General features: G+C 40.5%; 13 protein-coding genes. 5 read left to right on the plus strand and 8 right to left on the minus strand.

The features are described from left to right. The first annotated feature begins 66 nt into the window (after positions 1-66). Complete coding sequence (locus tag AC0VZ5_RS05030) at positions 67-3,069, plus strand: bifunctional diguanylate cyclase/phosphodiesterase (RefSeq protein WP_178955548.1); 3,003 nt, start codon at positions 67-69, stop codon at positions 3,067-3,069. 14 nt (positions 3,070-3,083) lie between these two features. Here the strand turns inward: AC0VZ5_RS05030 and AC0VZ5_RS05035 are convergent, their stop codons facing one another. Next, positions 3,084-3,413 carry an SUI1 family translation initiation factor gene (locus AC0VZ5_RS05035; protein WP_008114484.1) on the minus strand — a complete coding sequence of 110 codons (330 nt, stop codon included), beginning with the start codon at positions 3,411-3,413 and terminating at the stop codon, positions 3,084-3,086. Between the two features lie 247 nt (positions 3,414-3,660). On the opposite strand from AC0VZ5_RS05035, the gene AC0VZ5_RS05040 reads away from it, so the two are divergent. The 4 genes from AC0VZ5_RS05040 (at position 3,661) to AC0VZ5_RS05055 (ending at position 7,026) form a co-directional block, all read left to right on the plus strand. Beyond that, positions 3,661-4,320 carry a GAF domain-containing protein gene (locus tag AC0VZ5_RS05040; protein WP_138606277.1) on the plus strand — a complete coding sequence of 220 codons (660 nt, stop codon included), beginning with the start codon at positions 3,661-3,663 and terminating at the stop codon, positions 4,318-4,320. A gap of 78 nt (positions 4,321-4,398) precedes the next feature. Next, entirely contained in the window at positions 4,399-5,589 is a 1,191-nt protein-coding gene (locus tag AC0VZ5_RS05045; RefSeq protein ID WP_138606275.1) for an amino acid aminotransferase, read from the plus strand. A 94-nt stretch (positions 5,590-5,683) separates the two neighbouring features. Next, positions 5,684-6,184: a transposase gene (locus AC0VZ5_RS05050; protein WP_409423191.1), complete on the plus strand. Its 501-nt coding sequence runs from the start codon at positions 5,684-5,686 to the stop codon at positions 6,182-6,184. After that, complete coding sequence (locus AC0VZ5_RS05055; protein ID WP_409425534.1) at positions 6,181-7,026, plus strand: IS3 family transposase; 846 nt, start codon at positions 6,181-6,183, stop codon at positions 7,024-7,026. The genes AC0VZ5_RS05050 and AC0VZ5_RS05055 overlap by 4 nt, the downstream gene beginning before the upstream one ends. A gap of 63 nt (positions 7,027-7,089) precedes the next feature. Here the strand turns inward: AC0VZ5_RS05055 and AC0VZ5_RS05060 are convergent, their stop codons facing one another. From AC0VZ5_RS05060 to AC0VZ5_RS05090, 7 genes are read right to left on the minus strand one after another with little or no spacing between them, the layout of a single operon-like run. Next, complete coding sequence (locus AC0VZ5_RS05060; protein WP_475474498.1) at positions 7,090-7,842, minus strand: DUF3379 family protein; 753 nt, start codon at positions 7,840-7,842, stop codon at positions 7,090-7,092. Then, positions 7,842-8,399 carry a sigma-70 family RNA polymerase sigma factor gene (locus AC0VZ5_RS05065; protein ID WP_036933611.1) on the minus strand — a complete coding sequence of 186 codons (558 nt, stop codon included), beginning with the start codon at positions 8,397-8,399 and terminating at the stop codon, positions 7,842-7,844. Before AC0VZ5_RS05065 ends, AC0VZ5_RS05060 begins: the two co-directional genes overlap by 1 nt. 53 nt (positions 8,400-8,452) lie before the next feature. Then, positions 8,453-10,096, minus strand: a complete 1,644-nt coding sequence (locus AC0VZ5_RS05070) for a BatD family protein (RefSeq protein WP_475474499.1) — start codon at positions 10,094-10,096, stop codon at positions 8,453-8,455. Then, complete coding sequence (locus tag AC0VZ5_RS05075; protein WP_475474500.1) at positions 10,090-11,988, minus strand: vWA domain-containing protein; 1,899 nt, start codon at positions 11,986-11,988, stop codon at positions 10,090-10,092. Before AC0VZ5_RS05075 ends, AC0VZ5_RS05070 begins: the two co-directional genes overlap by 7 nt. Beyond that, positions 11,988-12,971 (minus strand): vWA domain-containing protein, encoded by a 984-nt coding sequence (locus AC0VZ5_RS05080; RefSeq protein ID WP_475474501.1) that lies wholly within the window; start codon positions 12,969-12,971, stop codon positions 11,988-11,990. Before AC0VZ5_RS05080 ends, AC0VZ5_RS05075 begins: the two co-directional genes overlap by 1 nt. After that, entirely contained in the window at positions 12,964-13,398 is a 435-nt protein-coding gene (locus AC0VZ5_RS05085) for a DUF4381 domain-containing protein (RefSeq protein WP_010391338.1), read from the minus strand. The genes AC0VZ5_RS05080 and AC0VZ5_RS05085 overlap by 8 nt, the downstream gene beginning before the upstream one ends. A 3-nt stretch (positions 13,399-13,401) precedes the next feature. Beyond that, positions 13,402-14,346, minus strand: a complete 945-nt coding sequence (locus AC0VZ5_RS05090; protein ID WP_138606267.1) for a DUF58 domain-containing protein — start codon at positions 14,344-14,346, stop codon at positions 13,402-13,404. Between the last annotated feature and the right edge of the window lie 2 nt (positions 14,347-14,348).

The raw sequence follows: 14,348 nt of genomic DNA on the forward strand, positions 1-14,348 counted from the left end.
TGATTTAAGTTCTGGTATATTTCTATTACTTACGAAAATAATAATTATAAATAAGGTTGGCTTTTTGTGTATCGACGCCCTCCATCTCGATTTGGCATAAACTCACTCAGTGTAAAGTTATCATTGTTGATCTCTGGCATCTGTTTAGTGGCAGGTATTTGCGCGGCTGCATTAATGCTCAAGTCAGAAGAAAAACAGCTTGTTTTTGAAGAGCATGAGGTATTAAAGCAATCAAATGAATTATTAATAAACCAGTTTAACAACTTGATAGCGACCAAAGTTAAAATAGCAGAGCAAGCTAATATTGTTGTTAGCGAGCAGCTATTTGAGGGCCAACTGTCTTTTAAAAATAATACTACACAGACAATGCAGCTCACCAATGATGGCTCAGTGCGCAGTGCATCAGCGGATGGACTATCAGCCGCGTTTATTCCCCAAGCTGCATACTCTCCTTTTTATAAACAGCTAATTGCTGATTCTGAATCGCTTTGGAAAGTTATTTCACCTACGTTAATTCAAGATTTCTATAATTTTTACCTTATAACTGAAGATAACTTTATTCGTGTTGCACCACCAAACTGGGCACTTAATGTTCCCGGAGATTATACGTTTAATCAAAGTGAAAGCTTTAATTACGCTAAGTCGTTAACCAATCCACAACGTGATCCGCAGTGGTCTAGGGTTTACTACGATAACGTATGGAACAAATGGGTTGTGAGTTTAATTGTCCCTATTTATAACGATGATGAGTTTTTAGGCGTTACAGGCAGCGATATGTCACTCGACTCCTTAATATCGCAATTACCCGTAGGCGGAAAAGAAAAACACCTTGTAGTATTTGATGAGCAAGGGCAATTATTAGCGCACCCAAACTTAGGTTCTGATAGTTATACAAAATACGGTGAGACAGGTAAAAAGCTGCTACCAGAAGACTTTATTTCCCCAGAACTAAAGCGCGTAATTGATAGCGCTGGACAAATACAGTTACCAGAATATGCCGATTCATTTTCACTAAATGATGAAGACTATATTATCAATATTCACAAAGTGGAAGGCGTAAACTGGTATGTGGGTGTATATCAAAAACGTTCCTCAACGTTATCGGCATTGAAAGATTTAAAACTTAAGTTTTTTGGTTTATTTATTCTGTATGCCATTTTAGTTGCTTTACTATTACACCAAGCACTTTACCAATTGGTATTAAGACGCTTACATTCGTTGGTTTATGCAGTTACTAACTTCGGTAAAGGTCATCTAGAAATTGAGTTTCCAAAAGAAAACAAAGATGAAATTGGCACGCTTAATGGCTCATTCAAAGACATGACCATTGAAATACGTAAACTCATTGATGGCTTAAATCAGCGTATAATAGAGAAAGAAATCGCGGAGAAAGCAGCAAACCGCTTATCTAAAGCGGTTGCGTTCTCGGGTACGGGCGTGGTGATCACCGATGAAAATTTTGTCATTGAATACGTTAATCCAAAAATGTTGGAGATGACTGATTTTGTCGAGAATGATTTCTTGCGCCAGCCATTACTGACAATTATTGCCAATGAGATGACCATGTTGGTAGAGGATATTGACATTGATTTGCGTAATCGTAATTACTGGCGAGGAGATACGCTTATAGAAGCGCTAAATAAGCCGCCAATATGGGTATCGCTCAGTGTGTCACCTATTCGAGAAGATGGTGGTAAAATCACTAGTTACGTGGCATCAGCACAAGATATTTCGTTTGTGAAAGAAAGTCAGCGAAAAATGGAACAGCTCGCTTATTTTGACACACTAACTGGGCTGGCTAATCGTACATTCTTTAGAATGCAACTTAGAAAGTCGATGGCGCTTGCTGAAAGAGGGCGTTACTCGTTTGCTTTATTTTATTTTGATCTGGATGAGTTTAAGCGTATTAACGATACCTTAGGCCATGATGCGGGCGATCAGCTATTGGTTGAAGTGGCAACACGCTTAAAACAGCGCTTACGAGCGGAAGATACCATAGCCCGTTTAGGGGGGGATGAATTTGCTGTTCTACTTAGTGGTATTGAACATCAAAAAGAAGCATCTGAAGTCGCTGACACTATACAAAAAACCTTAAATCAGCCGATAAAACTTGGCAGCAATGAAGTGATTGTTAGTGCAAGTATTGGTATTACCTTAGCGCCTTTTGATAGCCTAGAAGAAGATCAGTTATTAAAGCATGCCGATTTAGCTATGTATGAAGCAAAAGCCAAAGGGCGTAATACCTTCCATTTTTATAGCCAAGATTTAAATGCAGCAGCTAATGAACGATTATTCCTAGAAAATGAGTTGCGTCATGCGATTAAAGAAAAGCAACTCACGTTACATTATCAGCCACAAGTTGATTGTCGCGATAATAGCGTGGTGGGGTATGAAGCATTACTTCGTTGGTTCCATCCTACGCAAGGGTTTATTCCTCCGACTAAGTTTATTCCGATAGCTGAGGCAACGGGTTTAATTGTGGAGCTCGGTAAATGGGTGCTACAACAAGCGTGTGAGTTTACGAAGCGACTAGAACAACAAGGTAGAGCAAGTAATATGTCGATCAATCTGTCAGCAAGACAGTTTAAAGACGCAAGCTTAGTGCCTATGCTGAAAAAAATAATTATAGAGACGCAGATTAATGCTAAAAGTCTGCATCTTGAATTAACCGAAAGCATGCTGATGGGGAATGTTGAAGCGGCTATTGAGCAGTTACATCAACTTAAAAAGTTGGGTATCTCAATTTCTATTGATGATTTTGGTACGGGTTATTCTTCACTTAGTTACCTTAAGCGTTTCCCTGTCGATATTCTTAAAATTGATCGCTCGTTTGTCAAAGATATACCTGAGGATGATAACGACATGGAGATCACTGCGGCCATTATTGCTATGGCACAAAAGCTGAAGCTTGATGTAGTTGCCGAAGGGGTCGAAACAATCGAGCAAGTTGAGTTTTTACAAAACAATAATTGTTTTATTGTTCAAGGCTATTATTTTAGTAAGCCAGTGGCTGAGGATGATATTCCCGCATTATTTGATCAATTAGCAGCGCTAAAAATTATTAAATAAGCAAGAATTGCGGGTTAACCACCCGCAATTTTTACTTTAAATTTTAATCCTTCTAAAATCGCTTTTAATTTGTCGCGATCATCACCTTGTACTTCAATAACACCTTCTTTTACTGCGCCCCCTTGGCCCATCTTACTTTTTATTGTTTTTGCTAACTTTTTCAAATCATGCTGTTGTGGATCAAGACCAACAACCAGCATTACACCTTTACCTTTTCGGCCTTTGGTTTGACGTTCTATGCGAATTGACCCGTCTTTAAATAGTTTTACATCCAGTTCTTTTTCTGGCTTTGGCTGATCAATTCGCCCTGTTGCTGTTGAATACACTAAGTGACTATCACTCATAATTAACCTACTTAAGATTGAATATAATAATGCGGCAAATAATAACAAATTTGTGAAGCAAAGGCGTAATTTTTGCACCTAAGCTGAACACCTTTTAATGCCCCAAAGATAAAGCAACCAGTTTAAATACCGCAATTATATCTATGAATAAAAGTGTTTAAAGATTTTAAAAAAGCACTTTAAATTGGCTAGCACTATAAAAACATCCATGCTACTATTTCGGCATTATAGATGTATGGACGTCCAAATGGTTAATTCTTACTTAGAGTATGCTCAACTTAATGTTGAGCCACAGTTAATTCACGCTGAGCTAGAAAAGCTTGAGCAATACCTAAATAAAAATGCTGCACCAGCCGTGCGTTGGGAATATCAAATTCCTGAGCTAGGTGAAGGTGGGGCATGTAGTTTATTTGGTTACCTACAGGATGAGCCGTTTAAACTAAGCGATTATGTCAGCCAAAGTACGCAAACAACTGAAAAATTAGCGCAACTTCAATTGATTGTTGACTACGTCATTGAAAACACAAAGCTTGATTGGTACGGCATTTATCAGAATACCCACACCAATGAAGGGGAGCAGTTATTAAAGCTGGCTTATTTTGGTGCGCCGAGTCGTCCTTTATTTCCGCTTACTGCTGAATTTGCGACTGCCAGCAATAACGTTCAAGTAGCGCTTAGTGGTAAAGGGCGCGTTATTAATAACGTTGAGCAATATTTGGCAGCAGGCGGTGAATATTACACCTGTGATCCGAAAGTAAAAGCAGAAGCCTGTTTACCGCTATTTAATGCACAACATCAGTGTATAGGTATTGTTGATGGTGAAGCCTTCAGCACTGATTTTTTTGATAAAGCGACGCTCGCGTTATTAATTGCGTGCTGCATTAAAATTCCTCACTTTTTAGTGTAAATAACACTAGTCAATCTAGTGAGTTTTTATGTTAAGCTTATCGCAACAGCTAACCCCTAAATAACGAAGAGATAGCCAATGTTCTCAGTATTAAAACCATTACCAACAGACCCTATTCTTGGCCTTATGGCGGCCTACAAGCAAGATACTAACCCAAATAAGATTGACTTAGGGGTTGGTGTATATAAAGACGAGCAGGGGAATACCCCAGTATTAAAGTCAGTAAAAAAAGCAGAAGCATTTCGTTTAGAAAATGAAATGAGCAAATCTTACATTGGTCTTGCTGGTAATTTAGATTACTGTCAACAAATGGAAAATCTTCTACTAGGTGAACACCCTGCATTATTAGCTAACCGCGTACGCACAGCACAAGCTCCTGGCGGTACTGGTGCACTTCGTGTTGCTGCAGAATTCATTGTACGTTGTAATCCAGATGCAACTGTATGGGTAACCAACCCAACGTGGGCAAACCACATTAGCTTATTTGAAGCTGCAGGCTTAACGGTAAAAGAATACCCATACTACGATTACGAAAACAAAGATTTATTGTTTGATGAAATGGTTGAAACACTAACACAGGTGCCTAAGGGCGATGTGGTGTTATTACATGCATGTTGTCACAACCCAAGTGGTATGGATTTAAACGAAACACAATGGAATACTATTGCTGAACTTGCAAAAGATGTGGGTTTTACGCCATTAATTGATATTGCATATCAAGGTTTTGGCTCTTCTTTAGAAGAAGATGCGAATGGTTTACGTATTTTAGCCAATGCGGTTGAAGAGTTGATCATTTGTTCATCATGTTCTAAAAACTTCGGCTTATACCGTGAGCGTATTGGTGCCTGTTCAATCATTGCAAAAGACAGTGCAACAGCTGATATTTCAAACTCGGTGTTATTAAGTGTGGTACGTAGCATTTATTCTATGCCGCCAGCGCACGGTGCAGACATTGTAAACACTATTTTAAGCAGCACAGAATTAACGCAGCTATGGCACAGTGAACTTGATGAAATGCGTAACCGTATTAATGGTTTACGTAGTTTAATTAAAGACAGCCTGGCAGCAAAAGATATTGCTCAGGACTTCTCGTTTATTGACCGCCAACACGGTATGTTCTCTTTCTTAGGTATTAATAAAGAGCAAATCGAGCGCCTACAAAAAGAATACGGTATTTACATTGTCGGTTCTAGCCGTGTTAACGTAGCAGGTATTAGCCAAGCAAATATCAACTACTTTGCTAACGCAGTTGCTGATGTTTGTAAGTAATCAGTAAGAAGCTTTGGCTTTTAAATAATAAAAAAACCGCACACTCTGAAGTGACCCCCAATAGTTGGACATTCCAATTACTGGGGGTCTTTTTATGTCCAAACATCACCGAGCTTTCAAGCTCAAAATAGCTGAACTCGCTTTGTCTGAAAGCTCTTCGGCGGTAAGTAACAGATTTAATGTTACAGACAGGCAGGTCCGATATTGGACCGCTATTTATCGAATTCATGGCGCTGAAAGCTTCAGGTCTGTTCACAAACCTTATTCTCTAGCATTTAAGGCTGAAGTGTTAAAAACGATGACAGCAAACAGTTGGTCACTCGGTTATACCAGTGCTTTCTTCGATTTATCGTCCCCAGGCATTCTTTTTCAATGGCAAAAGCTTTATGCTCGTGATGGTATATCACGTCTTAAACCACAGAGAAAAGGTAAGCCATTCATGACAAATAATTCTTCTTCATCAAAACTAGTAGAGCAAATGACTGAGGAGGAGTTACGAGAAGAACTAGCATACTTACGAGCTGAGAATGATGTGCTAAAAAAGTTAGAAGCCTTGGCTCAAGCCAGAAAGAAAAAAGCAAAGACAAAACGATAGTCGTCGAAGAGTTCAAGGCAAAGCATAGCTTACGACACCTTTTAAAGGCTACAGGGCTGCCAAAGAGTGTTTACTATTATCATCGCACTACTTGTAAGCAACCCTGTGCAAGCAATGATTTACTGGTAAAAATACGTGATATTTATCACGCGCATAAAGGGCGATATGGCTATCGCAGAATTACGAGTGCCCTGAGAGCAATGGGAGTACTTGTTAATCATAAGCGCGTTCAACGGTTGATGAATGAGTTAGGACTCAAGTCAAAAGTAAGGCCTAAGCGCTATAAATCCTATAAAGGTGAAGTGGGTAAAATCGCAGAAAATACGCTTAACCGCGAGTTTACTGCGCAGAAGCCAAATCAAAAATGGGTGACGGATGTGACGGAGTTTAAAGTGGATAATGAGAAGGTATATCTATCACCTATGATTGACCTATTCAACCAAGAGGTAATCAGTTACGAAGTCAGAAAATCCGTTGCACTCCCTTTGGTAACTGACATGCTTAAAACAGCAACTGCTAGGTTGAAGCCAAATGAAAAGCCAGTTGTACACTCAGATCAAGGGTGGCAATATCAAAACAAACAATATCAAAATCACCTTAAGGAAAAAGGATTGCAACAAAGTATGTCTAGAAAAGGAAATTGTTTAGATAATGCGGTTGCTGAGAACTTCTTCGGCATATTGAAGAGTGAGATGTACCACAACGAAACGTTTAAAGACGTGAATGATCTTATTGAAAACATTAAAGAATATATCCACTATTACAACAATGAGCGTATTAAACTGAAACTAAAAGGCCTGAGTCCGATACAGTATCGAAATCAGGCCTTGGCAGCCGCTTAGAAATGAGTCCAACTTTATGGGGTCACTTCACTCGTTGCGGTTTTTTATTGTTTCTATAATGGCTTAAAGCCAGCGAATAGCACCTGCAATACGTTCATTATACATATCAACTGGTGAGCCAAGGCTTGCAATTAGCACGGTATCGGCCTGTTTGCCACGATTTATATGGCCAGCATAGCGAGAGTCATTAAAATCATCAGAGCCAATTTCAAAAATTTGGTTATCGCTTGGCACAATAAACACGGTCATAGGCCCAAAGTCAGACTCAAACACTAAATGTAAGCCTCTCTCACCTTGAAAATCGCAAAAGGTAACGTAAGTGACTTTACCAGGCAAATCACTAATTTGACCGCCAAGTAAAGCCAGCTTTTCATTAACAGCTTGTATGCTAATTGGTTGAGTCTTATTTAATGCATAAATTTCATGGTAAACATGAGCTAGTGCATGCTCACCAGCCGTTTGATTAATGCTTTGCTCTTCGCTAAACATAAACGCACTGACTGCAATCACAAATGAAGCCGCTAAGGCCAAATGTACTCGGTCAAACTTAAACCATGAGCGTGCACTAACCACGTTATCCTTTTGCTCAAGTTCATCTGTTCTGGCTTTTTCTTTTAACGAGGTATTTAAAATAATTCGTTCAGCAAGATTGTCAGGCACAGGGATTTCAAGCGCATTGTCGAGTTGTTTATCGAATGCTTTGCTTTCATTCAAAAATTGTTGTCTGTCGGCACTGCTGTTTGCAAATTCCTGTAGCTCTTTGTCCAGCTCATTTGGCTGCGCAATTGTGCGGCGACGAAACTCAAGTTCATCCATTATTTTGATGCTCCTTTAAGTTGTTCATCATCACGGCTTAATGCCTCTTTAAGTTGATTTTTTGCTCGAAATAAACGTGTCATGACCGTATTTTTATTTAAGTTAAGAATGTCTGCAATTTCATCTCCGGTGCAGCCCATTACCACCTGTAGCAACAGCGGCTCTTTGTATTCATCAGCCAATAAAGAAATTTGTCGCTGGATAACGGTTTGTTCCATTGCTGTATCTAAGCTATGGCTGGTTTGATCCACTAGTGTGTCGTTATCTACATCACTGTAATCAAATTGCTTGCGCTCAAAGCGTCTGGCATTCTCACGCCTTAAAATGGTCAGCAACCATGGCTTAGCTGCTTTTTGGTCGAGTAACGAATCAAGCGAGCGCCATGCACGTAAAAAGGTTTCTTGCACTAAGTCATCCGCAATAGTCGGGTCGTTACATAACCAGTAAGCAAAGCGATAGAGTTCCTTGTGATAAACATGAACCAAGGCTTCGTAGCGTTGTTGTTTTTCAGCCATATTTATTAAGACCCGATCATTCGATTTTTTATTTCCAAACATAAGTACTTTTTAATTAAAATTATTATAGGCCAAAAAAGTAACTAAGATTCTTATTAAGAATATAGCTCTTTTAACGCAGATGATGACTTAGCTGTGTGCGATTGATGTTTTTTTAATAAACTAACAATCGCTTCTAAATCAGTGCTGGCCGATTGGTTACCGTACAACTGTGCTTGTAAATTATTTACCTGCGCAGTGAACTGCGAGTTGTTTATCATAGCGCATAAATGGGTGAGAGCTCCTACCTTTTTATCTGTTCGAGTTAGCGCGTATAGATTAAGTGCATCGTAAAATGCTTTATTATCACGGCTTTTAGCAAGTATTTGCAGTGTTTTTAATTCTGCTTGCTGATTGCCTCTATGATTTGCTTGCGCCGTTTGTTGCGCTTCTTTAGCTGAGCGTTTTATAAAGTAAAGAACCAGGGTCACAATCCATAATACGTAACCTAATACGGCTACAATAATAAGCCATAGAGGCGTACTAGTATGGCGTTGCACGCTGAGCGCTGGTTGCGTTGGCTCTGCATCCGTGTTGTTTAAAATACTTTCAACGGGAGGGCTCAGCGAGTTTGCTGGTGCTGTGGTGCTTGGTGTTACCGTAATTGTGCGCTCTGGTAAAGTTGCGTAACTAATTCGGTTCATTTTGGTGTTATACCAAGGCAGGGTAATTTCAGGCAATGTATAGGTGCCTGGGGTTTGTGGAAGTAGCGCAAATGAGGCGCTTTGCTGTGATACCACTCGACCATCGCGCACTGCATTATTAGTTTCTTTTTCATCCGGGTAGCTGCGAATACCATCAATAGTAGGCATATCAATTTCGGGTAGTTGCTCTTTAGTCACCCCTAAGGCGGTAAGCATAATAGTGCGTGTTATTGGCGTGCCGGCTTCAACGGTATTATCGTCTGGTTGCCATTGCTCGGTTAGACTTACTAATTCACTGGGTAACCAATCACCTTGATAATTCTCAGGGATGGGTTTGATTTCAATCTGTTGTTCATCGCCAAGTGCCGACACCTCTAGTTGGCGATAGTTTTGTTGAACACGCCCTTGAAAAACCGGTGCTTCAATGGTGTATGCACCACTTTTTTGCGGCTGAATTAAATAATTACGAGTGATCACTAAATAACGTTTACCGTTAACCAGTTCATAATCTTCACTTTGCTTACCTAGCTGGGTGAGTTGAGCATCTTCCATGCTTGGTGTGCTTAAGCTGCCATCAAGTAGCTCTTTAGCTAAGTAAAGTTTAATGGTGTAAACGCCAGCCTCTTGCACAAATAAGCTGTTATTTGTAAGCGAGCTTTTTAAAAATATATCATCATTTTTGCCCGCATCGCTGCTTCGCTCTTTAACCGACAAGTTTATCGGTTGAGAGCTGAGCCCTGCAACACTAAAAGAAGGAATTGTGTATTCGCCGGCTTTGCGAGTCATTAACTTAACAGACCACGATGTTTGTTTTTTAATGCTGCCGTTAATAATGTTGGTGCGGCTACTTAAGCTCATAGGGCCGACTACGAAATCCTTTAACAGCGCTGAAGTATCGGGTTGTTGCCCTTTGATTGAATCATCAACGCTAATATTGAGCATAAAAAACTCACCCGCCAGTACCGGGTTTTTATCAACGCTTGCCTCTAATGAAGTGGCGGCCATTAATGGCATGGCAGTTAATAGCAATAAACAGCAAAATAATCGCATTACCATGATTTTTCTACTCCTGTTGGACGGCGTTGATATTGTCTTTTTTGGGCTTCTAATTGCATTTTGTTTCTTAATAAAATAGCGGGATCGTCGGGCACTTTTCTTAGTAACTGATTTAGTTGCTGTGCTTTCTCTTTTTCTTCATTAGTAAGTTCAGCCGCCTGTGCCTGCATAGCTTGTTGTTGTGCTTGCTGCTTTTGCTCATCAGATGGCGGTTGCTCATTCATTTGATTGGGTTGACTCTGTTGCTCGTCTTGCTGAGGCTTACTATCGTCGTCTTTGTTCTCGTCTTGCTGGTTTTGTGATTGAGCTTGCATGTCAGGCTGATTTTGCTCATCTGACTGCTCGCCAGATTGGCTTTGTTGATCTTTTGATTGCTCCGAGGGTTCACTCGATTGCTGCTCTTCACTGTTTTGGCTGTCATCTTCGCTTTTATCTGCGTTATTTTTATCGCCATTTTTTTGCTGATCTTGTTTTGATTTATCTGCACCATCTTGACTTTGCTCATCTTGATTTTGCGAATCATTTCCTTGTTGGTTTTCCTGGTCTTGCTGTTGCTTAAGTAACTGCTCAACTAACGCTTGGTTATCGGCTGCTCGGGTAAAATCAGACTGTAGTGATTGCGCTTGTTTGTAAGCGTTTATAGCAGCCTCTAATTGTCCGGCTTTAGCCAGTGTATTACCGTAATTGTAATAACCAGTGGCTGATTTATCTTGACTAAATTCGTTCAGAGCGCTTTCAAACTGACCTTGCTGATACAATGCAGCGCCTTTGAGAGCGCTGGACTTCGCTTGCGCTGCTTGTTGATACTCTTGGTTGTTGTAAGCTTCTAATGCACGCTGATCGGTATTTTTAAATAGTGTTGGTAACTCTACTGCATGAGCATTTTGCTGAGGTATAAAGCTTAGCAATAGCACCGCACCAATAAACGCAGAGCGTCTAAATAAGTATAGAGCTAAGGGCAGTAAAATAAGCAAGCCATAAATGCCAGCATCGATTCGCCACAAGGCTAAATTGGGTTTTTCACTTTTTAGTATTTCACTGTTTGCTTGCGGTGAAAAAATGGCAATATCACTATTGCTTGGTTGATAATTAGCGTACTGGCCGCCACTATTTTTTGCTAGTCCTTTAAGTAAAGAACCATTGAGTGTGGGCACTACAATTTGGCCGTAACTATCTTTTAAAAATCCGCCTTCAGGTAACTTTATTGGTGCACCTTGCTCAGTGCCAATACCGTAAATATTAAGTCGATACTGGCTACTGTTAGTAAAGCCACTTATATCACTTTGCTGTTGTTGTTCAATACCATCGGTGATCAAAATAATATCACCATCTAGGTAGCCTGCTTGAGTGAGCAGCTCTTGCGCCATGTCTAAACCTGCCAGCACGTTTGAGCCTTTATCAGGCATAATTTCAGGGCTCAAACTAGGAATAAGATTAGCAAGGGTGGTTGCATCATTGGTCAGTGGAGAAATGGTATAGGCCGTGCCTGCGTAGGCTACTAATGCAGTATCACCTTCTTTAAATAACTCAATCATATCGAGGGCTTTAAAGCGAGATTGCATTAATCGATTAGGAGCAATGTCGGTGCTATACATAGAGTACGACATATCCATTACAATAACGCGGGCACTTTTGCTTTGAAATACAGGGACTTGTTTTTCCTCAAAACTTGGGCCTGCACTAAATATAATGGCTAAACTGCAAAATAACGCAACTAGCCACAGCGGCTGACGAGCTTGATTGTTTGCTTCACTCATAACAAATTGTGCTAAATGTGGCGCAATGAGTGGCGCCGATTGGGCTTTTTTCTTTTTAAGCATGGCAATAAAAAACAGCCCTAGCGCAGGGAGTAGCAGCCATAAAATAGCGGGGCGAATAAACTCAAAATCCATTAGCTTGGCTCCTTCATTGCACGCACTGTTTTTAAAAATGCCATTGCACTTATTAATAGAATGGCCAGTAATAACGGATAATAAAACAAGGCTGTTTGCGGGCGAAAGGTTTGCTCATCGGCACTAATTGGCTCGAGTTTATCAAGCTCTGCATAGATTTGTTGCAGCCCAGCGACATCTTTGGCTCTAAAGTACAGACCTCCGGTTTGCTCGGCAATATTTTTCAGTAAGCTCTCATCTAAATTACTGCCCCCAGAGCCCATATTAAATAAACTAAAACCACGTGGGTTATCAGAGCCGACTCCGATGGTGTACACTTTTATGCCTTCTTCACGAGCCAGTAATAGGGCATCTTCGGGGTCAAGGTTTCCTGCGGTGTTTTGTCCATCTGTTAGTAACACCACAATGCGATTACTTTCTTTTTTACTAGCAAAGCGTTTAACCGATAAACCTAAAGCGTCACCAATAGCCGTGGCACGTCCTACTAAACCTATTTGTGCTTCAGTAAGCATTTTGCTGACGGTTTTTACATCACGGGTGAGAGGTGTTTGCAAAAACGCGGTATCACCAAACAATATTAACCCAAGTCTGTCGCCTTGACGCTGCTCTATAAAATCGCTAAGCACTGCTTTAACCATTGTTAAACGGTCAACATATTGGCCATTATAAGCCATGTCTTGTTCTGTCATTGATCCCGATAAATCCACAGCGAGCATAATGTCGCGACCTTCATTAGGCAGCGATATAGGCTCATCTAACCAAGTAGGGTTAGCCGATGCTGTTACTAATAATGCCCATAGCAACCATTCAAGAGTGTTTAACTTACGTGCACTGGGCTCTACATGTTGATTATTTAAATTATGCGATGCAAAACTTGGGATGCGTAAACGTGTCGTTGCATTACTTGCTGCGGGTTTTAATAGCAGTAACGTTAAAGGAAGCGGCAGTAATAAAAACAGCCATGGCCAGCTAAATTCAAACATGCAGTGGCTCCTTTAGCTTAAATTGTTTAATAGCTTGGCGAAACTTATCACTGAGTGCCGGTGGTGTTTGTGCTGTGCTATATAGGCTTGAAATTTCATCTTCATTAAAACCAATTGCAGCAAGTTGACTTAGGGTTTTACACCAGTTAGCTGTGGATTGCGCTGCTAAGCGTGGATCGTAATAGGTGATCACTAAACGCTTTAAAATAATATGCAATTGCTGCGCTGATTGTTGTTGATTAGCTAATTTAATCGCATTACGTTTTGGTTTTTTAAATTGATAGTTTTTGTACATAATTATAATTAAGCCACACACTAAGCACAGTGCAATGCTAATAACTACCCACCAAGCAGGGGCTAACGGCCACCAGTCAACGTGAGAGGGAGCAATAATATCGTGAAGGCCATCAAGAGGAGAGGTTTGCATGATTTATCTTCTCACTAATTGCAGTTCCAGCGCAGTGGCTGCATCGAATGATAATAGGTTAAGCCCAGATTTTGTTAAACGATTAATACGCGCGCTAAATGCTTGCTCGGCATTTTTGGCAAATCGTTCTCTAAAACTGTTATCCATCAAAGGGAGGGCAAACTGCTGATTATTAGCACTTACCGTAACCGCTTGTTGGAAAGCAGGTAACTTATGCTCGAAGGGGTCGCTAATATGGCAGCCTATTAACTCACAGTGCCGCGCAAGTAATTCGAGTTGTTTAAAGCTGGCGTCATCTAAGGCGTTAAAATCGGATACGATATAAACCAAACTACCGGGTTTAGCTAAGTGATTTAAACGCTTAAGGTTGTCACTAAAGTTATTACTGGCAGGTTTATCAATATTTTCAAGTGCCTGCTGATGGGCGTCGCATAAATTATGACACAGCTTTAACACGGCCTTTTCACGGGCACTAGGTTTAAGCTCTAAATGCGAGTGCTGATTAAACACAACACCGCCAATTCTATCGCCACGTTGGCAAGCAGACCACGCAACCAAGGCACTAATATGTGCAGCTTGCACCGACTTTAATAATAATTGAGAGCCAAATAACATGGAGTTTGAAAAGTCAGTAAATACAAATACCGGGCGTTCTTTTTCTTCTTGAAAAAGTTTGGTGTGGGTTTCACCGGTACGAGCCGTGACCCGCCAATCAATAGAGCGTATGTCATCACCGTGTTGGTAATGGCGCACTTCGGCAAACTCCATGCCACGGCCTTTATGCGGCGCTAGATATTGCCCCGCTAAGGTATTTTTTATTCTAACTTTAGGTGCCAGCTCAAGCAGTTGCGCTTTTGCTTTATAATACATCAGCTCTTTAAGCGATAAATTAACACCATGGCTATGACTTAATTTAAGCCATGCCTGAGAATCAAAGTATGTTTGCATAA

It is taken from the genome of Pseudoalteromonas sp. QJM3NY_12 (assembly GCF_056173165.1).

Excerpts from the sequence above, each read along its gene's own strand:
- AC0VZ5_RS05035 (WP_008114484.1), bottom strand. The coding sequence starts at position 3,413 with ATGAGTGATAGTCACTTAGTGTATTCAACAGCAACAGGGCGAATTGAT.
- AC0VZ5_RS05040 (WP_138606277.1), top strand. The coding sequence starts at position 3,661 with ATGGTTAATTCTTACTTAGAGTATGCTCAACTTAATGTTGAGCCACAG.
- AC0VZ5_RS05045 (WP_138606275.1), top strand. The coding sequence starts at position 4,399 with ATGTTCTCAGTATTAAAACCATTACCAACAGACCCTATTCTTGGCCTT.
- AC0VZ5_RS05050 (WP_409423191.1), top strand. The coding sequence starts at position 5,684 with ATGTCCAAACATCACCGAGCTTTCAAGCTCAAAATAGCTGAACTCGCT.
- AC0VZ5_RS05060 (WP_475474498.1), bottom strand. The coding sequence starts at position 7,842 with ATGGATGAACTTGAGTTTCGTCGCCGCACAATTGCGCAGCCAAATGAG.
- AC0VZ5_RS05065 (WP_036933611.1), bottom strand. The coding sequence starts at position 8,399 with ATGTTTGGAAATAAAAAATCGAATGATCGGGTCTTAATAAATATGGCT.
- AC0VZ5_RS05070 (WP_475474499.1), bottom strand. The coding sequence starts at position 10,096 with ATGGTAATGCGATTATTTTGCTGTTTATTGCTATTAACTGCCATGCCA.
- AC0VZ5_RS05075 (WP_475474500.1), bottom strand. The coding sequence starts at position 11,988 with ATGGATTTTGAGTTTATTCGCCCCGCTATTTTATGGCTGCTACTCCCT.
- AC0VZ5_RS05080 (WP_475474501.1), bottom strand. The coding sequence starts at position 12,971 with ATGTTTGAATTTAGCTGGCCATGGCTGTTTTTATTACTGCCGCTTCCT.
- AC0VZ5_RS05085 (WP_010391338.1), bottom strand. The coding sequence starts at position 13,398 with ATGCAAACCTCTCCTCTTGATGGCCTTCACGATATTATTGCTCCCTCT.
- AC0VZ5_RS05090 (WP_138606267.1), bottom strand. The coding sequence starts at position 14,346 with ATGCAAACATACTTTGATTCTCAGGCATGGCTTAAATTAAGTCATAGC.